19 protein-coding genes are annotated in these 23,527 nt (G+C 42.6%); 2 read left to right on the forward strand and 17 right to left on the reverse strand.

Going from position 1 to position 23,527, the window contains the following annotated elements; translation table 11 throughout:
• Window positions 1–540: 540 nt before the first annotated feature.
• The 11 genes from BLCOC_RS17330 to tnpA form a co-directional block, all read right to left on the reverse strand.
• Window positions 541–963 carry a hypothetical protein gene (locus BLCOC_RS17330; RefSeq protein WP_131918431.1) on the reverse strand — a complete coding sequence of 141 codons (423 nt, stop codon included), beginning with the start codon at window positions 961–963 and terminating at the stop codon, window positions 541–543.
• A gap of 105 nt (window positions 964–1,068) precedes the next feature.
• The gene (locus tag BLCOC_RS17335) at window positions 1,069–1,704 is read right to left on the reverse strand and encodes a Spy0128 family protein (protein ID WP_165907335.1); all 636 of its coding nucleotides are present in this window, start codon (window positions 1,702–1,704) and stop codon (window positions 1,069–1,071) included.
• Window positions 1,705–1,720: 16 nt separating this feature from the next.
• Window positions 1,721–2,491 (reverse strand): class B sortase, encoded by a 771-nt coding sequence (srtB, locus tag BLCOC_RS17340; protein ID WP_018597379.1) that lies wholly within the window; start codon window positions 2,489–2,491, stop codon window positions 1,721–1,723.
• 30 nt (window positions 2,492–2,521) lie between these two features.
• Entirely contained in the window at window positions 2,522–3,514 is a 993-nt protein-coding gene (locus BLCOC_RS17345; RefSeq protein WP_115622889.1) for a DUF7601 domain-containing protein, read from the reverse strand.
• A 67-nt stretch (window positions 3,515–3,581) separates the two neighbouring features.
• Entirely contained in the window at window positions 3,582–4,127 is a 546-nt protein-coding gene (lepB, locus tag BLCOC_RS17350; protein ID WP_115622890.1) for a signal peptidase I, read from the reverse strand.
• On the reverse strand, window positions 4,105–4,500 hold the full coding sequence (locus BLCOC_RS17355; protein ID WP_131918430.1) for a hypothetical protein: 396 nt from the start codon (window positions 4,498–4,500) through the stop codon (window positions 4,105–4,107). Before BLCOC_RS17355 ends, lepB begins: the two co-directional genes overlap by 23 nt.
• A gap of 22 nt (window positions 4,501–4,522) precedes the next feature.
• Window positions 4,523–6,280, reverse strand: a complete 1,758-nt coding sequence (locus BLCOC_RS17360; protein WP_115622891.1) for a DUF5979 domain-containing protein — start codon at window positions 6,278–6,280, stop codon at window positions 4,523–4,525.
• A gap of 234 nt (window positions 6,281–6,514) precedes the next feature.
• Window positions 6,515–7,627 carry a tyrosine-type recombinase/integrase gene (locus BLCOC_RS17365; RefSeq protein WP_115622892.1) on the reverse strand — a complete coding sequence of 371 codons (1,113 nt, stop codon included), beginning with the start codon at window positions 7,625–7,627 and terminating at the stop codon, window positions 6,515–6,517.
• Between the two features lie 731 nt (window positions 7,628–8,358).
• Window positions 8,359–9,975 (reverse strand): IS66 family transposase, encoded by a 1,617-nt coding sequence (gene tnpC / locus BLCOC_RS17370; protein WP_115622596.1) that lies wholly within the window; start codon window positions 9,973–9,975, stop codon window positions 8,359–8,361.
• 142 nt (window positions 9,976–10,117) lie between these two features.
• On the reverse strand, window positions 10,118–10,459 hold the full coding sequence (gene tnpB, locus BLCOC_RS17375; RefSeq protein WP_115622597.1) for an IS66 family insertion sequence element accessory protein TnpB: 342 nt from the start codon (window positions 10,457–10,459) through the stop codon (window positions 10,118–10,120).
• Entirely contained in the window at window positions 10,453–10,863 is a 411-nt protein-coding gene (gene tnpA, locus BLCOC_RS17380) for an IS66 family insertion sequence element accessory protein TnpA (RefSeq protein ID WP_227225493.1), read from the reverse strand. Before tnpA ends, tnpB begins: the two co-directional genes overlap by 7 nt.
• A gap of 126 nt (window positions 10,864–10,989) precedes the next feature.
• On the opposite strand from tnpA, the gene BLCOC_RS17385 reads away from it, so the two are divergent.
• Entirely contained in the window at window positions 10,990–12,162 is a 1,173-nt protein-coding gene (locus BLCOC_RS17385; RefSeq protein WP_115622893.1) for an IS256 family transposase, read from the forward strand.
• A 149-nt stretch (window positions 12,163–12,311) separates the two neighbouring features.
• Here BLCOC_RS17385 and BLCOC_RS17390 read toward each other — a convergent pair whose 3' ends face one another.
• Together BLCOC_RS17390 and BLCOC_RS17395 are read right to left on the reverse strand one after the other, a co-directional pair.
• Complete coding sequence (locus tag BLCOC_RS17390) at window positions 12,312–13,682, reverse strand: MFS transporter (RefSeq protein WP_018597371.1); 1,371 nt, start codon at window positions 13,680–13,682, stop codon at window positions 12,312–12,314.
• Between the two features lie 14 nt (window positions 13,683–13,696).
• On the reverse strand, window positions 13,697–15,184 hold the full coding sequence (locus BLCOC_RS17395) for a sulfatase-like hydrolase/transferase (RefSeq protein WP_115622894.1): 1,488 nt from the start codon (window positions 15,182–15,184) through the stop codon (window positions 13,697–13,699).
• A gap of 179 nt (window positions 15,185–15,363) precedes the next feature.
• Here BLCOC_RS17395 and BLCOC_RS17400 point away from each other — a divergent pair, with 179 nt between their 5' ends.
• Window positions 15,364–16,233, forward strand: a complete 870-nt coding sequence (locus BLCOC_RS17400) for an AraC family transcriptional regulator (RefSeq protein WP_115622895.1) — start codon at window positions 15,364–15,366, stop codon at window positions 16,231–16,233.
• A gap of 14 nt (window positions 16,234–16,247) precedes the next feature.
• Here BLCOC_RS17400 and BLCOC_RS17405 read toward each other — a convergent pair whose 3' ends face one another.
• The 4 genes from BLCOC_RS17405 to BLCOC_RS17420 form a co-directional block, all read right to left on the reverse strand.
• Window positions 16,248–17,363, reverse strand: a complete 1,116-nt coding sequence (locus BLCOC_RS17405) for an anaerobic sulfatase maturase (protein ID WP_115622896.1) — start codon at window positions 17,361–17,363, stop codon at window positions 16,248–16,250.
• A 631-nt stretch (window positions 17,364–17,994) separates the two neighbouring features.
• Window positions 17,995–18,765, reverse strand: a complete 771-nt coding sequence (locus BLCOC_RS17410) for a Fic family protein (protein ID WP_018597367.1) — start codon at window positions 18,763–18,765, stop codon at window positions 17,995–17,997.
• Between the two features lie 242 nt (window positions 18,766–19,007).
• Window positions 19,008–19,772, reverse strand: coding sequence for a Fic family protein (locus BLCOC_RS17415; RefSeq protein ID WP_018597366.1), 765 nt, complete (start codon window positions 19,770–19,772; stop codon window positions 19,008–19,010).
• A 1,309-nt stretch (window positions 19,773–21,081) separates the two neighbouring features.
• Window positions 21,082–23,466 carry a glycoside hydrolase family 31 protein gene (locus BLCOC_RS17420; RefSeq protein WP_018597364.1) on the reverse strand — a complete coding sequence of 795 codons (2,385 nt, stop codon included), beginning with the start codon at window positions 23,464–23,466 and terminating at the stop codon, window positions 21,082–21,084.
• Window positions 23,467–23,527: the final 61 nt, after the last annotated feature.

Raw genomic sequence — 23,527 nt, forward strand, 5'->3', positions numbered from 1 at the left:
CTTTCCAAACCCGGCTGACTATTCAGTTCGTGGAGTGGCATCACAGATACGTTTTGCCTCATTGCTAATCCTGCCTTCCAGATACATATTCACAAAAGCCTTTTCCTGTAACTTTAGCTACCGTACTCTAAGCTGCTGCATGAAAAGAAAGGGGTTCTATCATTCATAATTGGGTTGCGTCTTCAAAAGGTGTTATGATAACAGATAAAAAATACATAGATGCATTTACAGAGTCACAGATTCGTCAGAATGAATTTGATGCACGAAGAAGTCAATATATATGGAAAAAGCGGTATAACACTGTCATGCTATACCGCTATCCTAAATTTAAAAGTATTCTTATGGAATCCCTACAAAAGGGGTTGGCAATCCTCCAGGGAGATATCTACAAAGCACAGTAACACCGGACCAGTCCGAGAAATATAATCCACATGTAATTCCGGTACGAAACAGGGCATTGTGGATAAGCGTATTGCAAACACAAATGAATTTCCGGAATAACTCAATGAGCCACGCGTTATGACAAATTGGTAGGCATTCTTACTGTTCTATTGTAAAAGAGGAACATATCAAGTGCAGCAGCTCTAAAACACTGCGGAAATATTGTTTATCTTCTTTCCTTTTCTCATTGTACCAAATGATTTCTCCCTGCCAGCTGCTGTTTCTACGATAATAAATGTGGATCAAATAGCTGGATTTTTCACTGCTGGATCTTCCAGCTGTTCTCCTGGTTTTTGTGTTCCCCGCCTCTGCCGAAACACTTTTTCTGTTTTCCTTTTGGAAATGCCGCAGCGGTTCAGGTCCTACCCACAGAAAGCTGCTCCCATCCAGTATACGGTCCATTTTTAAGACCGCATCCACCAGGCCGTTATACGCGATCTTTTTCTGCGAAGGAAAATGCTGGACCTCTCCACGCAGCTGGCCATTCTTATATTCGTCTATTCTCAGGGAAAAAATATCCATCTTTCTTTCCACCTCCAAGTACTTTTTTCTGTTAGAAAGACCAGAAGCAGCACTCCTAAAAGCACTGCTTCTGGTCAAACATAAATATCCTTTTGTTTACGCCAGTTATAACCTTTCTTTCCGCCGTTTCCTGTGATCTATACCGGCTGCCAGACAAATGCCCAAACATGAGATCCCCAGCAGACTGCCAAATAAGAACAGGTGCGTGGTGTCTCCTGTCCTGACTGCATCTACAGGCTGCTTCACCGCTGGTTTCCGGGGGGGATCCTGTTTGGGCAGCTTGGGGACCGCATCATACGTATTCTGAAATACGATATCCCGTTTTTCTCCTGTCATCCCGGCATCCGTATGTGCTGCCACTGCCGCTTCCAATCCGCCGTCTTCCGCGTTTGTCACAGTCACTCTTACATAATAAACGGTTTCATCGTAATGTCCCCGTCCATGGCTGCCGGCCTGCTGGCTGATCTTATACCCATATATGCCTGGGCTGCTGTAAGAAATAGCAGGAAAGGCGGATGCCCCCTCCCCCGTAATCTTTAATGTATCATCCTTTGGCACAGGAGCCTGGTCCAATGCCGATAGTTTCACCGTATAGGTTTCATCCTGCGCAGGTATCTCACCAGACAGTTCCACACTGACAGGTATCTTTACTTCTGCATTTCCGGCTCCAAAAGCTGAAACCGGAAAAACTGTCAGACACAGAACTATAAGCATGAGTACCGCAGGAAATCTTCTGATCATCGTTTTCATCTCCTCCTTACACTTCTGGTCCATATGGTGCCATAACCGCCAAAAGGACGGTCCTCGCTTCGGTAAACTCCGAAGAGCAGGTTGACATCGCCAGGATCTGTGAGAACTCTTTTGTGGAGCCGATCTGTTCCATAGTATCCGTATGGACATGCATGGCATTCTTTTCCACAAACTCGATCAGCCCACTGTTATCCGTCTTCCACCGCTGCGGCGTAAAGATAGCTTCCTCCGATGCTTTCACACGCAGGCAGGCAAATATCTTCAGCTTGTATGTACGGTCCGGGAGGATAAGCTCCCCTGTGGTATTCTGGTCAAAAAACACCCGGTCTTCATACAGATCCAGATCGCCAAACATCTTATGGTCCGCCATATGATGCCCGTACAGCAGGGCATACGGTTCCCGGAACCCATTGTCACATCCGGAATCCAGGAAAATGCTCCCCGCCATTGCAAAGTTCCCATACACATCCGTATTAATATAGCTGAGATTATCTTTCCCCTGAAGGATCGGTTGATCGATGTTTGTATGATCCAGTGTCAGCCATGCACACACATCCGGATTGACCGCACGCAGTTCCTCAAAAGAAGCACCCCCATCTTCCGCAGTATCTGGTTTCAGCTTTAGCAGTTCAGACTGTACGTCATCCACGGCGGCATATATCTGCGCATTATCCCATAATGCATATCCGGAATAAAGTCCCGCAATAACCAGGAAAAAAATCACCGCTGCACGGATCATGACATCTGCCGTTTTCAAAAATACTTTTGAGGCTTTCATGCAGCCCTCCCTGCCTTTACCATGCTTTCATTAATCACTGATCCTGCGCTTTCTGATCACCATGATAACTGCCAGTGCCAGTGCTCCGGCAAATACTAAAATGTAAGGAAGGCTGTCCAGTTTGATTCCGGTATCGATATCGCCTTCTTTTGTGTTCGTAAATGCTGCTGTTGCTTCTGCACTATTGATGCTTCCACTATCACCAGTCTTTTCAGTTGTGTAGCCTTCTGCTGCTGTCTCTGTCACTGTATAAGTTACTCCATAAGGCAGATTTGAAATACTGATGGTATCTCCATGTTTCAGATGGAAAACAGCAGGTTTTCCAACTTTTACCGTTTTCGGATTTTCTTTGTAAGAACCGCCTGTAACTGCATAAGAATCTGCATAATTTTTATCCTGTTCGCCTGTTAAGGCAACCTGGAAGGTAAAGTATTTATCCCGATCACCTAAGTTACCGGTCACTGTTTTGCTCACTTTTAAGGTACCAGCAGAATAAATGTTGGTAATCTCGTCAGATTTCACCTGGCCCTCATCTTCTGTATGTACGCCGGCGACCCTTAATTTTCCGTCCTCTCCCTGGATAACGGTTACAACCAGTTTGATATCTTTGCTGTAGTATGTAACACCAGCAGTCTTATTATCTGTTTCTTTCAGTGTGTAGGTATAGACACCGACTCTTTCATACACCGGAAGATTCACAGTGATTTCTGCGGTTGCACCACCTGTTGTTGCACCACCTTCCGCAAAAAATGCTCCTGTGATGGTTCCAAGTTCCGGAGCGTTTTCGGCATCCCCATCTGTTACTAAACCATCGCCCTGCTGGGTCAATGTGAAGGTTTCTGTTGGTGATTTTGTCTCCGCATTGAGAGCCACGTATTTTTTCGTGATCGTTACAGTTTCTGCATCTGTGTATGCTGGTTCTGTGTTTTCACCATCTCTTTCTGCTGCAAAAGCAGTCGTGCCCATACAGAGCATTGTCACTGTTGCAAGAAGAACTGCAAAAAATTTTTTTGTCCTTTTCATAAAAAAGTACCTCCATATAAAATTTTTAATCTATATAAGCGTTTTCCGCCTATATACCACTTTAGGCTTATAGCGCCCGTCTGCGGAGGATTGTAATCACTTTCGCTTTCACATCCCCCAGTTTCACACAGCCATGATCACGGCTGTCTTCAGCCTGCGTCCGGTAGTCTCCTAAAACAAAAACGCAGCCCTTGGGAACCGTATAGGGATACTCCATCCCCTCCTTTGCATAGGTTGGGAAAAGGATCTCATTGCCCTGGACAGTCCCATTCACAAGCAGCGAGCCTGTGTCATCTAATGTGATCACATCGTTTTCTTTACCAAGGATCCGGGCGACTCTCTGCCGCCCTTCTGCCTCATAGATAACGATATCATTTTTTGATAATTCTTTTTGTAAACGGAATCCAATCAGAAGGTCTCCGTCCTTCACTGCCGGAAACATATCATTCCCCGAAGCCTGGGTGGCCAGAAACACCTGCGTAAACAGCAAAAAGCCGATCACTGCTATTGCCAGAACCTGTCCTGCCAGTCTGGCATAGCCTTTCCTTATTTCTGCCTGCTCCCGCCGTTTCCGGATGACCTGCGAGCATTCAGATGTCAGTTCGGTATGCATCACCCTGCTCCTTTCCTCCTGGCACAGCCTTCTGTTTATTCTTCTCGGAAATGAGTTCTGCCAATTGCTGCTTATATTTGCGGAGTAAAGTGTTAGAAGTTTTTTTATAGGTATCAAGCAGGGCATTATACCTCGCGCGTTCCGCACGGATGGCGGCATCGTAAAGCTGGTCCAGCTCTTCTAACTTCTTCCACATCTGCACTTCATCAATCCCGCCGACCACCGTTTTTTTGAACTTTACGGTCTGTAGCCATTCCATCAGCCGTTCATGCTCCAGATTCACGGGCTGCGGCTCTGCTCCCTGCCTGCCCTCCGGCATCATTGCCTGTCTTACTGCCCTGGGATTATCTTTCTGCACTTTCTTCTTTCTCACTTCAGCCACTGTCCTCCGTCATCTAAAGATACCGCCTTCTGCATTTACGGATGACCAGCACGACTGCTACGGCCATCACAGCGGCAAACAGTAAAAGAAACGGCGAGGAACCCAGGTATATCCCCATATCCGGTTCTGCATCTTTATGGTTGGTCACCAGAATCAAGTCTGTGTTTCCATCGATCGTGACCTTTATGGTCTTGACTTCCTCTGTTTTCCCTTCCGGTGCATTGACTGTCTGAGTCCCATACTCTGCAGTCGTGGTATAACCTCCGGCATTTGTCTCCTGCAGTGTCAATTCCACGCCAATCGGGATGTTTTCAAGGGTATGGACCGCCTCATCCTTTAACTGGAAACTGCCCAACTGTATGTCTCCGCCTGCATCCGTATAGCTATAAGTAAATGCGAATGCTTTATCCCTGTCCCCAAGGCCTCCGGTAACATCTTTTTCCACGGTAATGCTCTTGCCGGCAGGTACATACTTTCCATAATATGTAGTATTCTGATCAATCGTTTCTATATCCCAGCTTACTTTCTGCGTACAGGCTTCATCTTTATACCAGCAGTCCAGTCTGTACGTTACGCCACCCACCAATTTCGTCTGCGGATAGGTGTCTGGCTCGCGCACATCCGGACGCTGAAGATTTTTTGCATCAAATCCGGCATCCACACGTTTACTGTAGGTTTCCGGATCTACCAGCGTAAAATCAGCCGCGCCTGCATCCTTCAGGGCAAAATTCACTGTATAGCGGTCTTTTTCATTTAAGGTTACCACGCCATCCAGATGGAACGTTGTAATCCCGCTGTTGATAACCGGATTCTTATCATTCCCTCCGGCATTTGCGCCGTCAGATACGATCACCCGCATCCAGTTGACCGTATAATAACCTTCCTGGTACTTCTGATCCGCTGTCTGTGCATAGTAATAAGGTTTTCCATCCACCGTGATAAAAGGAAACTGCTCACTGTTATATTCAATGACAGCGCCTTGTCCTCCATATCCGTCATCTACGATCGTTCCTATCTGATAAGAGGACGGTGGATTCAGATTTCTCACACTGCCGACTCCCATTCCGTTCCAGACCTTATCCAGATCTGGATCAGAACCTTCCTGCCTGCCCGGGATCAGAGTATACATATACAAGGCATACTTACCATCATTCGCAGTCACCTGTATTGTATAAATTTCAGTATTGGATCCATAGGTATGCTTGATGGTGACCGTTCCGGCAGCAGCACCTGTAATCTGGACCCTCTGGTTGTTCGTAGCGGAAAAGGTGACTTGTCCTTCACCAACTGCAGACCACCGATGAAAGTTGCCTCGCGAACCTGTTAATGAAATGGTCTCTCCAACCCGGACTTCTTGCGGACCGCTGATCGCTCTTGAAGAAATCCCCGTTTCATCCGCCCCATCAGAGTTGTCAGGTTCCTCTCCCTCAGCCGGCATCTCTTCAGCGGCTGCTTCCGTACCTTCAGACTCCTCTGTTCCGGCGAAACTGTCTGTTTCCGGTGCCGACTCCACCGGCGGTTCTGCTTCCGGTGCCGTTGCCGGCTCCACCGTCTGCTCTGCTTTTGGCGGGCTGCTGTACAACGCTTCCTCCGGATAAAGATTATAGGCGGCGGATGGTACAGGCTGTTGTCCCACCGCAGCTGCTGCGCCATTATCCGCACTCTCCGCAAAAGCAGAAGAAGGAAAACTGCAGAGCATGAGCACAGTCATACAAATTGAAAGAAAACTTTTTAAAACGCTTCGTTTTCTCAATGGATTATGATGATTCATACTTAAACCTCCCTACCTGTATACGCTTATGGGAACCTAAAAAGCCCGACACGACGCACACTTTTATTTACAGCCTTTGTGTCAGTATTTTTTTAACTTTTTGGGGAATCATAATATTAATATATCTCCCTGTACTCTTTCACAGAGCTCAATATTCTGCGAGAAACACACTGTTTTGCAGGATTTTCTTATCTTTTTCTATCCTTTGACGGCTCTTTTTGACGGCGTATGGATTTATATCCCATTCAGCTTTTCCATATTTTCACGTTTGAGTCTCAAAGAAGAATGGACATAACGCTCCAGCGTGATTCGTGGGTTGGAATGGCCAAGGATCTCGGACAGACTTTTTAGTTCAAAACCAACCTCTACACAGCGTGTCGCAAAGCTGTGGCGCAGCGTATGAAAATGTACTCCACTGAGGTCGCATTCTCTTGTATAATGCGCCATACGGTATTGCAGAGTCCGGGGCTCTATATAACGACCTTTCTCCCCGGTCAGGATATAAGCCGCCGGATTTTGCGTCTCCCATATTTTACAAAGAGCTACAAGATCCTGATTTAATGGGATGATCCGTACAGATGCTCCGCTTTTCGGACGGTCGACCACAACCGCTGTTTTTCTGCCCTGTGTATCTTCCAGCCGTTTTAAACGCTGCATCGTCCTGCTTACCCGGAGCGTATGTTCCTTGAGTGAAAGATCCTGCCAGGTCAGAGCGCAAAGCTCTCCAATCCTTAGTCCGGTATATAATGCCAAAAACACGCCAAATTTACAGGTATCCATATCATTCAGCAAATAGTTTTTAAAGCGCTGCTGTTCTTCACAAGACAAGACCCGCATTTCTTTTATGTTTTCCTTCGGATATACGATGTCTGGGGATTTGATGGAGCTATCCTGTTTTTGAGCATAATCTAACACAGAATGGAGGACCACCAGGATATCTTTTACTGTTTTGGGAGCAAGTTTCTTTTTGCGGAACAATTCATGGCTGAACCTTTCTATCTTGACTTCTGAAAAAGTTTCTGCCAACTGTCTCCCCAGTTGTGGCTTGATATGATTTTCCAGCATATTTTCATATTTTACTAAAGTAGATTTTTTTACTTTGCTCCGTTTTAATAAAAGCCATTCATCGCAATAGTATGAAAAGACTTTTTTCCCGTCTTTTTCCACTGCGGGCCTGCGTTCAATAACTCCCATCTTGGCTTTGGTGACTTTTTCTTTTGCTTCACTGTAAGACTTTCCGTAACAATATCCGTAATGGGGCCTGCCATCCAGAGTATCCTTCTTCAAATACCGTGCTTCCCACCTCCCATCTTTTCTTTTGTAAATGTTCTCTCCTTTTCTACTCATGAAAAAAACCTCCTTTGAAATACGTTCCTGTCACTGTCTAACATAAAAATTCTCTGCAGATTGTCAAGTTTGACGGCAGTTTTGACGGCGTTAAAACTCTCCTGTACTGGTTATTTGGAGGAAATAAAGCGAAAACGCCTTTCTGAAGGCATAAAAAATGGCTTGTTTCCGAAAAAAACTCTCAAAAATGAAAATTATACCTTGAAAATCATGATTTTTTGAGTTATTCTATAAACATGGAGTATTGAGCTCTACGAAATTTTTCTTTATGATTGACCATTTCAAAATTACGAAAAGTGGAATTATTTTTAGAAAAAAATGGGAATGAAATGAATGGAGCAATTAAATCAGAGTATGGAATACCAGCTGTTGGAGGAGTATGATATCCAGACTGCTGAAGACATCCAGAACGCACTAAAGGATCTTCTGGGTCTACAATTAAAGCAATGATGAAAGGGGCTGTGAAAAAGCCCTTTTATAAGACCATCGGCATAGTCGATGGTCTTTTATTGTATTTAGATACATTTGGGGAGTGTAAAAGGGCATAAAGTCCGGGAGTATCCTAAAGTTTGTGTAAACCTTCAAACTGATGTAAGATAAATTTACCAGTTTGGAGGTTTATTTTATGGCAAGGAAAAAAGATTCCCCACAAAAAGGTAACCGCCAAATAATAATGCGGTCAGATATAAAATTACCCCAGCCCTTTGCGAGTTGGAGTAATTCACTATAATTCACATGCGATTTTTGATAGATTGGAGTTTTTCACTCCAGGGTGCAAGCTCTGCGAGCTGAGCATCAGTCATCTCCTTCGTTGGACGATGATCCAGTAGAAATTTCAGATATTCGTAAATGTTCAGGGCGTGTGCCTTTGCCATTTCAACCATTGTATAGACTACAGCACTGGCATTGGCTCCTTCTACAGAATCACTGAACAGCCAGTTTTTACGGCCAACTGCAAACGGACGGATCGCGTTCTCGCTGAGATTGTTTGTGAAACTACAGCGACCATCCTCCAGATAGGTCTCCGCTGTTTCCCGCCGGTTAAGGACATAATTCACCGCTTTATCCATGCGGGTATTTCGGACTGGCTTTTGCTGCTCAATCCACGACCAGAAAGCCTCCAGAACAGGTTTTTCCTTCTCGAGACGCAGCTGCTTACGTTTTTCATAATCACCGGGATATTTTTTGTTAATGGAATCTTCTATGGCAAACAGGCGGTTACAGTACTGGACTCCCTGTACTGCTGGCTGGCTGTAATCATACTGTTTCCCTTTGGGAACGGCGTCGATAAAGTACCGGCGGATGTGTGCCCAACAGGAACATCGTTTGATATCCGGCAGGCTGTTGTAGCCCTGGTAACCATCCGTTTCCAGATATCCGTGATAGCCTTCCAGAAACTCCTTTGCATAGCTGCCACTCCTGGTTGGAGAATAGCCATATAAGATAATGGCGGAAAGACCATCTTCGCCGCTGCGGAACAGCCACATGAAGGATTGCGTCTGTGCCCGGCGATCTTCTTCCTTCAATACCTGGACTCTAGTCTCATCTGCCATTGCAAAACTGCGCTTCAGCAGTTCCCTGTGGAAGTAATCATACATTGGCTGAAAGTAATTCCTGGAGCAATAGATAATCCAGTTGGCCAGTGTCGTCCTGCTGAACTGGGCACCATACTGTCTCCAGTCTTTCTCCTGACGGTAAAGGGGAAGTCCATTGGCGTATTTCTGATACATCGTCCATGCAACGGTGGATGCGGTCGCTGGGCCTTTTCCTACCAGGGCCTGCGGAACCTGAGACTTTACGATCACAGGTTTTTCTGTGTCTCCCAATCCTTCCTTACAGCACGGACATCCATAACTCTGGCTGTAGTATTCGATCACTTTACATGTTGCCGGAATGAATTCCAGCTCACGGCGGACATACTCTTCACCGATCAGAACCATCTGCGTACCACAGACCGGGCAGACCTGATCTTCTTCCGGAAGAGGAATGACTACTTTTTCAACCTTCAGGCCTTTAAAAAGATCCTCATGGGTTGATTTCTTCTTGCGGGTATGCTCCCGGATCACAGTCTCTTCTTCCAACAGGGAAAGATCTTGTTCCACTTCCGCTTCATCAAAAAGGTGCTGTTGTCCCGGAATGTCATCGGTCCTTCTTTCGCTGGAAGAACCGAAAAGCTTTTTGGTAAGATAGTCCACCTGTTCCTGAAGGGCTTTTTCATGGCTGGTTTTTTCATCAATAACAAGACGGAGAGATCTGATCAATTCCGTCTGCTCAGAGATCATTGTTTTCAGTTGTGTTATGGTATCCTTCAGCTCTCGCAGCTGGATGTCTTTTGCACTGGAAGCCATCGTTTTCTCCTTGAATTTAACACCTTTATTATACCAGAAACACAGCCATTCCTAAAGGAAAACAAGTACTGAAAAACGCTGAATTTATAAGGAAACCTGACATTTTTCTGTGCAGGATTTTTACCAGGATCCAGATGCTTTTTTACTCTGCTTTGAGTGCTTTTGGCTGGTCGATATCAATTCCTGACATTAGCCAGTCGAACTCCCTCCAGGAAAGATTCCGGACTTCCGACTGCTTCCTTGGCCATTGATACCCGCCCCGGATAGACAACCGTTTATAGACCAGGACAAAACCATCCGGTTCATGGAACAGAGCTTTGATCCTGTCCCGTCTTCTTCCACAGAACAGGAAGAGCGCACTGGATGTCGGATCCATCTTAAGCTGGTCTTCGATAATGGCACAGAGACCATCGATCGATTTGCGCATATCGGTATAGCCGCAGACAATGTAGATTTTTTCGAGGCCGGAGATATCACCTAACATGAGGTCTCCCGGATCAGGCGGAGTGTCCTGGTGAGCAGGGCAGGATCGGCATCATTGCTGATGCGGATTGTTACATTATTCATGGACACTTCAATCGTATGTGAATTGTCAAGGTTCGTTTGGTGCATCTGCGATGCTATATGCTGTTCTGGAAGGTGATCCGAAACAATGTCAATGGGAACCACATCCTGTTTTGAATGCGCGATCCCACAATGACCATAATTCGGTGCCGGGATCTGATCCGCTGCTGCTTTTCTGCAGCGGCTGACCCAGTTATAAAAAGTGCTTACTGCGATATCGTTTTCACGACACCAGTCAGCATCTGTCATGCCGCTTTGGCGGCATTCATTGATAAGCCGGATCTGTTCCGCCATCGGAACACGGGCTTTGCGAGTAGTTGTCATAACCTATCCTCCGTAATTGTAGTGAAATAGTCTAAATATCTTTCATCTACAATTATAGAGGAAACCAGGAAAATAGAAAATCCGCAGGAATATTTGGCGCTTACACAAAAAGCAGCCCTTCGGGAAATGATGGGCAATTATCTGAAAGAGAACAATGTAACGGTCAAAGATGGAACAGACGTTAATTCCATCATGCGGGATATGATGTCTATCATCCTGGAGGGCGCTCTCGATCAGGAGATGGACGAAGAACTCGGCTATTCCAAGTATGATTATCGGAACAAAGATACGGATAATTCCAGAAATGGTCACTCCCAGAAAACCATGCATACCAGTTATGGCGATATGGAGATTGGTATCCCCAGGGATCGGAAAGGTGAATTTGAACCACAGATCGTCAAAAAATACCAGAATACAGTCACTCAGGACATGGAAGAAAAGATCATCTCCATGTATGCCAAAGGAATGACCACGAATGACATCGAAATTTCTGACAGTACGATTAGCCGGATCACTGATAAGACCCTTCCCCTTGTGAAAGAATGGCAGGAAAGACCGTTGGAAGAAATCTACGCGGTAGTTTTCATGGATGCCATCCATTACCACGTACGCAACGAAGGCCGGATTGTAAAACGTGCGGTTTATATCGCTATCGGGATCGATATGGAAGGACATAAAGATGTACTCGGCATGTATGTTGGGCAAAACAAAAGTGCGAAATTCTGGCTTTCTATTTTGAACGGTCTAAAGAAACGTGGTGTAGAAGATATCCTGATTGCATGCGTAGATGGTCTGACAGGCTTTCCTCAGGCAATTGAGGCGGTATTTCCAGAGACAGAGATTCAGCAGTGCATCATCCATCAGATCCGGAATACAACAAAGTTTGTTTCCTACAAAGAACTCAAGCCTCTGATGGCTGATCTGAAACGTGTATATGCAGCTCCAACAGAAGAGATCGCACTGGCGGAGTTGGACAGCTTTGATGAAAAATGGAGCGGAAAATATCCGAAAATAGCGAAATCCTGGAAAGACAACTGGGCGAATCTATCAACCTATTTCAAATATCCGGAAGCGGTCCATCGTCTGATCTATACTACGAATGCTATCGAGGGATTTAACCGCCAGCTCCGGAAGGTCACAAAATCCAAAACCGTATTTCCTTCCGACGAAAGCCTGCTAAAAATGCTGTATCTGGTCATGATAGATATCACGAAAAAATGGAGAGGCCATCGTCAGGATTGGGGACAGATCCATTCGCAGCTGGAGATATTTTTTGAAGAAAGGCTGGCAGGATTATAAGCAGCGGCCGGGCTGACAGGGCTGGTCTGACCAGCCCTGCTTGACATGTCCGGAAACTGCATTATAATACAAGCAAGGACAACTCAAAAAATGTTTTTTCAGTTTCATTTAAACTTGAAACGGTCTCTAAAGAACCGCCTCTTCCTTTTTTACTTTGTCTCAATCGCCTTCTGCAATCTCAATTTTTCGTTTGCCTTTTCTACATTTAACTGTGTTAATAGAAGAGCAACCAGGATATTGATCAACATTGGCAGCCACAGATACATAAAATGAAGCATATTGATGCAAGACTGTGACTGAACTGCCAGTTTTCCATTAAATCCACCGAAGTCCAAAAGCCATCCAACGATTGCTGTTCCAAATCCACTACCAATTTTTAATCCCATAGATGTGCAGGAAAACATAGTTCCATCGATTCTCTTACCGTACTGCAGGAATGTATGCTCAGAGCATTCAGCAACTAATGCATTTAAGTTGCCCTGCCAGGGAGCCATGCCAATTGCTCCGATTGCAGTACCTGCTAACATAAGCGGAACATTTCCCATATAACCAGCAACAATTACAATTCCACGTCCTGCAGCTGCTATGAGATATCCAGAGAAGTTTAGTTTATAATATCCTTTGAATTTTGCAACCAAAGCCGGCAGGAATGCAAGACCAATGATCAATGCCAAGTTAATGGCACCAGAGAATGTCCCCAAAAGTTCTGCTTTTCCAAGTACATATGTCATGTAATAGATTCCCATGTTAATGATTGCTGAATAAGTCTGACGAAGAATATCTACTACAAGAATTACCAGGTAATATTTATTGTGAATCAACATTTTGATAGATTCGATCAGGCTGTATTTTTCTTCTACTGTTTCTGTATCTCCATTACTGCGTTTTTCTTCTGGAAGTTCTTTTACAGAAAATACAGTAATTGTATTGGAAATCAGACCGATGATAGCATAGATGATTGCGATAGTTCTCCAACCATAAGCTCCGCCGCCAAGTTTTTCAACGAGACCCACGGTAACTGTCTGAATGATAAAACTTGTACCAAATGCGAACATGAAACGGATAGATCCCATCTGTACACGTTCTTTTCCATTCTTTGTAATCAGGGCTGTCAATGTAGAATATGCAATATTATTTGCTGTGTAGAATCCTGCATTTAGCAGTAAGTATGTAATAAAAAACCAGACATACTGTGATGTTTTACCCATGGTAGTGGGTACAGAAAATGCTGCGACTAACGTGATTGCACATCCCAAATATGCCCCGAGCATCCAAGGTCTTGCCTTACCCATTTTCGTATGTGTTTTATCAATCATAGAACCAAAAATAACATCTGAAATACCGTCCAATACTTTTGATGCAGCAATCAGCGAACCGATCACACCAGCATTTAGTCCTACTGTATTGGTCAGATAAATCATGATAAATGATGACAGGAATGCAAACACTACATTACCTGCAATATCTCCAGAACCATAGCCCACTTTGTTATACCATTTTAAATATTTCTTTTCCTCCATCGTATCCTCTCCCTCTAACATTTCTTTCTGACTGCTGATTTCATTGGATGTCCTGTATCATAATCCAGCTGTCTTGGTTCATACTCTTCATTCTCTCTCTGTCTTGTATAACCTTCATTCTCCCAATTCGGTACAAAATCTTTTCGCCATGGCCGCATACTCCACTGATACCCCCTGTACAGGTCTCTTGTGTTGTTCATATGTGCAATCAGCTTATCATGCATTGCATTCCTGACTTCTGTATAATTTTCATCGTTTATCAGGTTATTCATCTCATATGGATCTTTCTCCAGATCATAGAATTCATCACTGTCCAACAGATGAATGACCAGTTTATAACGTTTGGATATCACTGCTCTCATAATCTGCAAACCACCAAATCCATCATGATCAATTTCATATCTAGTAAATTCTGTGTATACTACATCATTGATTTCTTTGGATGGATCATAAATCTGCGGAAGCATGCTCTTTCCTTCCAGTAATTTCGGAATTGGAAGTGCAAAGTAATCCATGATCGTCGGAACAATATCAATATGGGATGCCATCGTTTCTACTACGCATCCCTTTACTCCGCCTTTGATGATCAATGGGATATTTGCCACTTCTTTGTATGCCGCTGCGTTCTTTGAGAACAGCCTGTGTGCTCCTAACATATCTCCATGATCAGACGTGAATATCACCATCGCATCCGGTACTACTTCTTTAATCTTATCCAATACTCGTCCAATCTCATAATCTACAAAAGAATTACATCCAAGGAATAAGGATAATCCATCAGAAGGCTGATTAATTTCATCTTCTGCCGCATGTAAATTCTTGCCAGACCAAAGCTGCTGCATTAATGGTTTCTTAGATAGATCATCCTGGAAATTCGGACAACTGTCAAACTTAAAACCATCATACATGTGATTAAACGGTTCTGGGCAGAGAGAAGGTCCATGAGGCTCATCATAAGATACACTTAAGAAGAAGTCCTCATCTTTATGCTCTTCCAGATATTTAGTCGCACGATTTGAACAGCGGTGTGCATAAGTAAATTCTTCCGAAAAACCTTCTTTATATGCTTCTTTTGGATCTCTGGATCTCATTTTATCCTCATCGCTTAATTCATTCAGATAAGTTTTCATATCATACCAGTAATCTGGATTCCAACCTTCCGGACATCGTCCGTTTCCAAAATAATCCGAACCATCCAGGTGCCATTTACCAATGTAGCCACAATTAATGCCATTGTCGCACAGTCTCTGACCTACCGTCTTCACATTATCCCCCATAGCAATGCTGTTTGTTACCATGCCGTTGGTATGTGGAAACGTACCAGTGAAGATTGCACTTCTGGCTGGCCCACAGACTGGCTGGCAGGTATATGCATTCTCATAACGGATTCCTTCCTCAGCCAGGCGATCCAGATTTGGTGTCTTTATCCTTGGATTGCCATAGCATCCGACCATATCTTTTCTGGTTGTATCCGTCATCAGGAATATCAGTTGTTTCTTCATATCATATCCTCCTTCAGTTTAAGGTGTTATGGCTTATTCTGCTCATCCCTTGATTTTAATATATTGCTTATATACCTGCATTTCCATGTCTAATTTTGTGTTTTGCATGGACAATTCTGCTTTTCTATGCTATATTTATCTTAACAGAAGGGCATTTTTCAAAAGGAAGGAGGATTTTTATGATTAATGTTTCGGGGCATTTAAGAAATGAAAGACGTGCAACTGGATTTGCAGATGATTCAAGTCCATTATCAGTCAACTGTTGTGGTATGCAGGTTTTCAAAACAAAGGATTACTCTCAGAATCGTTCTGCAGGTAGAGTCGATTATCAGCTTATTTATATTTATAAAGGTGCCGGACACTACTATATAAATAAGGAATGGCAGGCTTTAGGTGCTGGAAATATCCTTTTTTTCCAACCGCAGGAGCCTCAAACCTATTCCTATTATGCAAAGGAATATCCCGAAGTTTATTGGATTCATTTTACTGGTAGTAACTGTACAAATATAATCAATAAATACCAGCTACAAAACTGCTATATCGGAGAGCATATACAGTTAAAAACTCTTTTCCAGGAAACCATTATTGAATTGCAATTAAAAAAAGCATTTTTTGAAGATGTTGTCTTAAGTAATTTACTTCAGGTATTAGCCATCATCGCCCGCTCCCATCAAAAGATTCTCTCTCCTTTAGAAAACGACTTTTCTATTGACCGACTTGTTATGCAGCTTCACCAACGCTATAAAGATAACTGGAGTGTTGAATCAATGGCAAAATATTGTAAATTAAGTGTCGGCTATTTTTCTCACATATTCAAAAAACGGATGGGCGTTGCTCCAATGCGTTATCTTACTGAACTTCGAGTTGAAAAAGCCAAAGATCTAATTGCAACAAATACAATGTACCTGTCAGACATTGCACCTATGGTAGGTTTCTCCGACCCCCTTTATTTCAGCCGGGTATTTAAAAAGACCACTGGAATTCCTCCAACAGAATTCCAGCAGTCTTTGCTAACTTCAAATACTCCCGAATGGTGGCCTGATAAATAATCAAACCAATTTTATTATTTTTTTACCATAGCTCCCAGCTGCATGATCAACTCATACCACTGGTCAAAAAATATTTGATATCCTTTGCAGAAGTTATTTCGATATATTTCTTCATTTTCATGCAGTTCCCGATTCCGCATGCAGCCTCCACGGCATAACCTAAAATATTTACACTTCCTGCACTCTTCATCCAGTTTAAGCGAACGGTCTACAAATCCAATCTGTTCTCGTTTTTCATCAATCTGCGAAAGAATATCTGTATTTAGGTTGCCAAGATAAAAATCATCCATTACATAAAAATCGCACGGATATACACTTCCATCTGCCTCTACCACATACTGCACGCCACAACTTCCTCGCTGCTCACAGGATTCAGCCATATAACCTGCCGCCAGTCCCACATAATTTTCAAACTGTCGAATATATGGATGGCATCCATTTTTTAGATCCTGATACCACAATCCGAACAAACCTGAAAGGAACTTTCCATATTGTTCCGGCGAGATTGAATATGGTGTTTTTCCATGTCCTTCTCCATATGGATCCAAACAGGCTATATATTGCTGATAATTCCAGCCTCGTTTCTTGTACGTCTGATAGATATTGTATATGCAATCTGCAACTTTCGGAGTCACTACGGTAAGAATATTATAATCCACACCATACTTATCCAGCCGTCTTGCAGTCTCTTCTACTTTCAGAAATGTTGCATTCCCCTTCTTATCATGACGCATGGAATCATGAATTTCCCGTGTACCGTCTACTGATAATCCAACCAGAAAATGATTGTCTCTAAAATACTGGCACCATTCATCTGTAGTAGCATATCCATTTGTCTGAAAAGCATTGATGATACGTACATGGCTGCGATTATACTTCTGCTGGTACCAGACTGCTTTCTGAAAGAAATCCAATCCACGCAGAGAAGGTTCTCCTCCCTGCCATGTATAACTGACAACTCCTTCTGCCTGAAGCATCGTCTTTCTGATTATATTTTTCAATGTTTCTTCTCTCATAAGTCCATAAGATTTCTTCTCTCTTTTTTTGGCCTCATCACAGTAAAAGCAATAATCACATGTCATATTGCACATTCCGGATGCTGGTTTGATCATTACACTTATATTTTTCATTCGTTTATCATCCTCCAATGAATGACACTGCCACATTTATAACCCTGCCAGAGTATGTTCTCTAATATAATTTCTCCACAACAGCTTTGGATTTCATCTAATTATTGTTTCTGGATGTTTTAAAGTTTCTAGCATAACAGGTCTATCAAATATAACTGACCAATCTTTGCCGACATGGAACCGCCTTTCAGGGTAGTTTCTTTGGAACCTCACAGAAGAATGACATCTGAATATGCTGTTAGCTCCTCTTACTGGACTTTTGCCTCTTGTCTCAGTAGGAATTTCTGCTCCATGTTTTTTCTTTATTACCTTGAAATATTATCATACAATCAATTCATAAAAAATCGTAATGCAAGATGACATACAGAAACATATATAAATAATTTTATGTCTATCTATAAAAAGCTAATATGTACCGCTCCTTTTCACTAATGCCATACATACTATCATCTACTTTCTGACCTAAAGCTTCGTGTCTCTAATTATTTGCTCTTCCGGGCAAATTTCAACCACTGATATTACGTCATGTCCGGCACACATAAAAACTTCTCACTGAAAAACGCAGCATAGGCTCTGTTCACTACTGCCTACTTCCAAGTAGGATATTACAACTACGTGAGACAAGGGGTCATTAATGACTCCTTGTCTCAGCCATAGTTCTCTCCAGCTTTCGTTCTAATTCTTTTACACGCTCAATGGATGCAAGTTCACCCTTACATATCACATAAACAAGTAAAGAGGTATCCTGTGACCTGTCATATCTACGAAAGGCCTGTCTATATTTTGATTGATCCTCAATAGTAATCGGAAGCCATCCATTATTTATCAGGCGTTGATTCATGATTAGCCGTCCACAACGGCCATTTCCATCGGGGAAGGGATGAATACGTTCAAATTCTAAATGCTCCCTGGCTATGTTTTCTGCCACTTCCTTTACCTGACTAAAGTATTGATTGAGCTTCTCTACATATTTCGTCATATGTCTTGGGACTTCTTCATGCTTTGGCGGATAATAAACAGCTTCTACTAGCGTGCCCACATACAGATTTGTCTTTCTGTACCCCCCTTCTCTTCCCAGTATTAATCCATTCGCTTCCTGGATCCATGTCTCATCTATGTTCTGCCTATTAAATTTCAGCATTTTTTTAATTGCCTGAAATAATTGCTTGGCCTCTGAATATTCCGTATAGGTATGCCCGCTTCTCACTTCATCATAATCTAATAAACTGATTGTCTCATCAAGCGAAAGTGTATTCCCTTCTATGCTATTTGAATTCCAACAAAACCTTCGGGTAAAGTCCTCATAAAAAGGACTTATTATCATTTCATTTTTTACTGTTTCTGTCATATCTGGCAGTTCATATTCTATTTTTTTTAAAAATCCGTCATTATTCATTAACATACTCTACACTCCCCATTATATATTCTTGATTTTTTATCAAGTTGTACTGTAGGCTTTTCGTGAACAAAATCCAATATTTGATGTATTTATTCAATTTTATGCACTTCCAACAGATTTTCCCCAACCGCCATTTTCTTTCACTTTTCATCACCCTTCTTTTATATTAAATTTTAGACTTTTTTGGTAGTTTTTATAGTTTCCTTCTGTTGGCTTTTATCTACTGCTTGAAAGACCCCGGATATTCATAAAATTTCATTTTCTGTTACCAGTCCTTGCTGCGCCGCCAGATGAAGGTATTTTTTTAACTCCATCTCCTCCAGCTTCATCACCATTTCATGAAAAGACTCCAGATTTCCATGTAAATGATGCTCTTCCAAACATTTATAATACTCCTGCCTGTTCTCATTTAGAATATTGATTGGCAGTAGCCCGCCATCCATCAGCTGATAATTCATAAGGAGTCGTGCGGTACGCCCGTTTCCATCTATAAACGGGTGGATTCTGACAAATTCAGCATGTGTCCAGGCCGCAAGCTCTGTAGTTTCTAGCACACATTTATATTCCAGATCTCTATAGAAATCTTTCATTTGAAATATCATATCTTGAGGAGACGGCGGCTCATGCTGGCTTCCTCCTATAAATACATCTCCAATACGATAATTTCCACCCGGAAATATATTCTCTACTAAAATCTTGTGTATCTGTTTCACGATTGTCTCTGACAGAGCCTTTTTATCCTTGATGCATTGCTTTATGTAATGATATGCTTTGTCATGATTTATCACCTCATAAATCTCACGTAGATCTTTGCCGCCTACGGATACTTTATCACTAAGCACCAGCTTAGTATCTATGAGGGTAAGTGAGTTACCCTCTATAGCAGTCGAATTGTGTGTATACGAAATACGAAACGCTTCTTCGTAATTTTCTAAATACATGGGTTCTAATTGTTCCTGTATCTCCATAAATTTATCTTTATTATGTTTTATCTTATCGATTAAGTTCATCTTGCTTTCCTCCCTATATAATCGTATCATATCAAATATATTTCTTTATAACAATACCATTTGCATAATAGTCATTACGTTTTTGATTGCTGCAGATGCTTCATCTCGGCAGTTCCATTTAATCTGCAATTATAGAGATATTTATATTTTGGCGTAAGCAAATAAATCCGTGTTCCCACTCGTTCTGGATCCTCAGTCACTTCTTTTTCCATCCACTCCAAATAATGGAAGTCCTTCTGTTCTCTAGCCGGAAGGCTTGCTACTATTTCTGCGACTGCAACTGAATTTTCATTTTCTCCAAATTTTTCTTTTAATTCAGAGCTTCCATTTTTTTCGACTTTTTCATACTTAGCAATCTGGCCATTACTTATGCCAAGCTGCTCAGATATTAATTCCCTGGTCTTTTTTGCTTGATTTCTTCTCCTTTGTCATTTTTTCCTAAAGAGATACATTCTATGCCCTTTTTTCGCAGTTCTGAGTAGATTTCTTTCCAACGCCGCCTTTGTTGCTGAGAAAAGAAATCACCTTCATATAATCCTCCCTATTAAGTCAAGTCTTTTTTCCTTCAAAATAAAGGATTTTTTCAATATATCATCAATAAATATCTCAGAAGAAAGAGCCATAGGTTTGGACATTTCCTGTATCTGGTACGAAAATAGCTGGTTTTGGGTACACGAAGTAAAACGTCTTTCTTTTGGTTCTACATGGCCTTGTGTATACCCTTCCATCTACGGCAGCGAACCTCCCGTGTCTACCAGGATCATCAGCCCTCAATTATACAGGAAGCTCCTTCCAGAAATAAATTATAAAAAAGCCGGTTTCCCGACTTTTCTAAGTATATTATAACAAATGTATTTAGGGGTATTTGGTTTAAATCAGTCTAAATCCGTTGAAAACCAACAACTGACTTTGTAAGGGTCTCGGCGTCCAGTCCTTATAGGAAGAAAATTCTTTTATATCAATGCTTCAACATCAGGTGGAGATATATCATGTTTTCATTTTAGTAAGTACCGCATACATAAATTGCCATTGTATAATTCAACTGATAAATATACTTCTTTATTTCTTCTTGTGCTACAGTTAAATCCAAATAGTCACATTTTAAATTTTTTCTAGTGGGATTCATCTTGTGAAAGATTTGTAATGAAGCATCAAAAAATGAAAGTCCATACTGCTAAGGATTTGCCAGAGGCAATCAAACAGGCTTTTACGGCGATAAAACCTTGAAACTGTAGCGGGTAGTTTCAATCGTGTTAACCGCTGACCAAGCTGCCGCTCACAAGCAGTGTGAGCGGACAGTGAATTTCATTTACTCTTCAAATGCCGTAATAATCTCCCACAGCGGCCCCATAAGTTCTTCCAGCTGGTCCATTGCCTGTAACTGTCCAAGCACATATACAGGTTTCTTTCCTGTTTCCAGCTGGCGCACAACAGATATTATGCGTGTTTTTAGATCAAACTCAATTTCAGCTTGATTCAGAAAGTCAAAAATTCTCTGTACAATCTGATTTTCCCCTTCCGCAGCTTGGTTCATTTCTAAAATAACATCCTCCGTGACATCTACCTCCGGAATTTCTATCCAAGTAAAACCTGTTTCGGCACAGTATTTACTGCTGATGCCCTTTAGTTTTCTTCCTCCAGCGAGGACTTTAGGGGCACAGCCGTCTTTCATGCCCACAAGGCAAATTCTATATGCCCGCTTTGAAGGAAGGACCTGCAGATTTCCCTGCGCTCTGTGAATCGTCAGCCGGGCATTTTCACCCCAATGGTACTGTATTTTGGTTTTTGCCCAGCTATTTTGGTCAAATTCTGCAGCATCGGAATCATCTTCCCACAGACAAAATTCTCCGGAGTCTCCTGCGAAAACATGAAGTTCCAGGATATCTGTATTGGTCAATTCATTGCCCGTTTCCCTGCCGTCCAGAGGTACGATGCTACCTCTTCTTGCCAACAGAGGAATCTTATCAATTCCACGGTAAAAGTCCACGTTTCTGCCACCTTCATAAGTAACGCCTGTAAAGAAGTCAACCCATATCCCATCCGGCAGCCATGCGGCAAATTTTGCCATACCTGTACGCTTATCCACTGGTGAAGTGATAGGGCAGACTATGAGTTCTGAACCAAAATAATATTCGTTCGGCACATAATAAGCCTCCTCCTGTAATGGATTATGATAGTACATGGGCTGTATCAAAGGCATACTTTCCTGATTAGCCCGCAGATTCATGGTGTACAGATAGGGAATCAGTTTATGGCGCAGACGCAGATATTTTTTCATTATATTTTCCGCAATAGGATTGTATCTCCAGGGCTCTTTTCCATTAAATTCATTGCAGGTGCTGTGCAGGCGCATAATAGGAGAAAACACTCCAAACTGCAGCCAGCGCACTGCAAGTTCGTCATTTTTTATCCCCTGCATATGACCGCCGATATCGTGGCTCCACCAGCCATATCCTATATTGGATGCAGTTGCGGTAAAATAAGGTTGAAAATCAAGACTTTCCCAGGTGATCACACTGTCGCCTGAAAATCCCACAGGGTAGCGGTGGCTTCCCGGTCCTGCATATCTTGAAAAAATCAGCCCACGTTTTCCACCTCTCCTGCTATCCTCATAGTGGTAATGATTCAGCATCCACAGGGGATCTAATCCTTCGATTCCTGAATTATTTCCCTGCTGCCAGTCTATCCACCAAAAATCCACCCCCTGCTTTTCCATAGGATGATGCACGTACTCAAAATATCCCTTCATAAACTTCTCGTCTCCTGGATGGAAGGGAATCGGATCTTCCTGCTCTGCCAAAACCCCCATATAATCCGCAAAAGGTTTGTAGCAGTCTTCAAAGGCTCTTATACCGTCTGCCGGATGCACATTCAGCGTGACCTTTAGCCCTTTTTCATGCAATTTATCCATGAAACGCTTTGGATCAGGAAACATGTCTGAGTTCCAGGTATATCCGGTCCAACCGGTTCCGTATTTAGGATCCACATCTGTAATGTGCCAATCCATATCTAATACAGACACGGTAAAAGGAATTTCCTCCTGAGCAAACCGATCCATCAGTTTCAGATAACTTTTTTCCGTATATTTGTAATATCTGCTCCACCAGTTTCCAAGTGCATACTTAGGTAGCAGCGGAACTTCCCCGGTGAGAATATGGAAATCCTTCAAACATGTGATATAGTCTCTTCCATAACCAAAGAAATATAAATCCTTCCCATCAGGGTCCTCTCTACTGGCAATCCATCCATTTTCATCCAGAAGCATGGTTCCCCCATCATCCAGCAGGCTAAAGCCCTGTGCAGATAAAATTCCCGTTTCTAAAGGTATCGCACCATCAGCCCCATCCAGCGTCCTGGCCGTTCCCTTTAAATCACAAACTGCATCACCATAATGCCATACCGGCAGGATCCCCGGAAAATTTCCGCTGATGTTAATCTTCAGTCCCACTGAGGAAAAGGGCTTTTTATTGTATGTCAACCTCAACTTAGAAGTAACAATCTTCAGTTCACAATCTGTTTCCTCCAATCGGAACTGCGGAACCGGGAAGGTACGATTTACCACTGTCTGGGTGGCCTGATCCACAAACTTTCCGCTTTCACTGTATTCCATTCTTATCAGACAGGGGGTCAGCACCGTAAAACGGTAATATTCACCTTGTATCACTGCCTCGTTTTTGGCATTTATGTCTCTCATACTGTTTCCTCCAAATGTCAATATATTTCCAGATTGTATCAAAAGAGGCTGCAAGCAAAAG

Origin of the sequence: Blautia coccoides (assembly GCF_034355335.1) — a bacterium.
Classification (GTDB): Bacteria; Bacillota; Clostridia; order Lachnospirales; family Lachnospiraceae; genus Blautia; species Blautia producta.

Bases quoted from the DNA above. Each gene is read 5' to 3' on its own strand.
- BLCOC_RS17415 (WP_018597366.1), bottom strand. From the start codon at position 19,772: ATGAACTTAATCGATAAGATAAAACATAATAAAGATAAATTTATGGAG.
- tnpC (WP_115622596.1), bottom strand. From the start codon at position 9,975: ATGGCTTCCAGTGCAAAAGACATCCAGCTGCGAGAGCTGAAGGATACC.
- BLCOC_RS17365 (WP_115622892.1), bottom strand. From the start codon at position 7,627: ATGAGTAGAAAAGGAGAGAACATTTACAAAAGAAAAGATGGGAGGTGG.
- BLCOC_RS17410 (WP_018597367.1), bottom strand. From the start codon at position 18,765: ATGTTAATGAATAATGACGGATTTTTAAAAAAAATAGAATATGAACTG.
- BLCOC_RS17360 (WP_115622891.1), bottom strand. From the start codon at position 6,280: ATGAATCATCATAATCCATTGAGAAAACGAAGCGTTTTAAAAAGTTTT.
- BLCOC_RS17400 (WP_115622895.1), top strand. From the start codon at position 15,364: ATGATTAATGTTTCGGGGCATTTAAGAAATGAAAGACGTGCAACTGGA.
- BLCOC_RS17405 (WP_115622896.1), bottom strand. From the start codon at position 17,363: ATGAAAAATATAAGTGTAATGATCAAACCAGCATCCGGAATGTGCAAT.
- BLCOC_RS17420 (WP_018597364.1), bottom strand. From the start codon at position 23,466: ATGAGAGACATAAATGCCAAAAACGAGGCAGTGATACAAGGTGAATAT.
- BLCOC_RS17395 (WP_115622894.1), bottom strand. From the start codon at position 15,184: ATGAAGAAACAACTGATATTCCTGATGACGGATACAACCAGAAAAGAT.
- BLCOC_RS17330 (WP_131918431.1), bottom strand. From the start codon at position 963: ATGGATATTTTTTCCCTGAGAATAGACGAATATAAGAATGGCCAGCTG.
- lepB (WP_115622890.1), bottom strand. From the start codon at position 4,127: ATGCATACCGAACTGACATCTGAATGCTCGCAGGTCATCCGGAAACGG.
- BLCOC_RS17385 (WP_115622893.1), top strand. From the start codon at position 10,990: ATGATGGGCAATTATCTGAAAGAGAACAATGTAACGGTCAAAGATGGA.
- srtB (WP_018597379.1), bottom strand. From the start codon at position 2,491: ATGAAAGCCTCAAAAGTATTTTTGAAAACGGCAGATGTCATGATCCGT.
- BLCOC_RS17345 (WP_115622889.1), bottom strand. From the start codon at position 3,514: ATGAAAAGGACAAAAAAATTTTTTGCAGTTCTTCTTGCAACAGTGACA.
- tnpA (WP_227225493.1), bottom strand. From the start codon at position 10,863: ATGACAACTACTCGCAAAGCCCGTGTTCCGATGGCGGAACAGATCCGG.
- tnpB (WP_115622597.1), bottom strand. From the start codon at position 10,459: ATGTTAGGTGATATCTCCGGCCTCGAAAAAATCTACATTGTCTGCGGC.
- BLCOC_RS17390 (WP_018597371.1), bottom strand. From the start codon at position 13,682: ATGGAGGAAAAGAAATATTTAAAATGGTATAACAAAGTGGGCTATGGT.
- BLCOC_RS17335 (WP_165907335.1), bottom strand. From the start codon at position 1,704: ATGATCAGAAGATTTCCTGCGGTACTCATGCTTATAGTTCTGTGTCTG.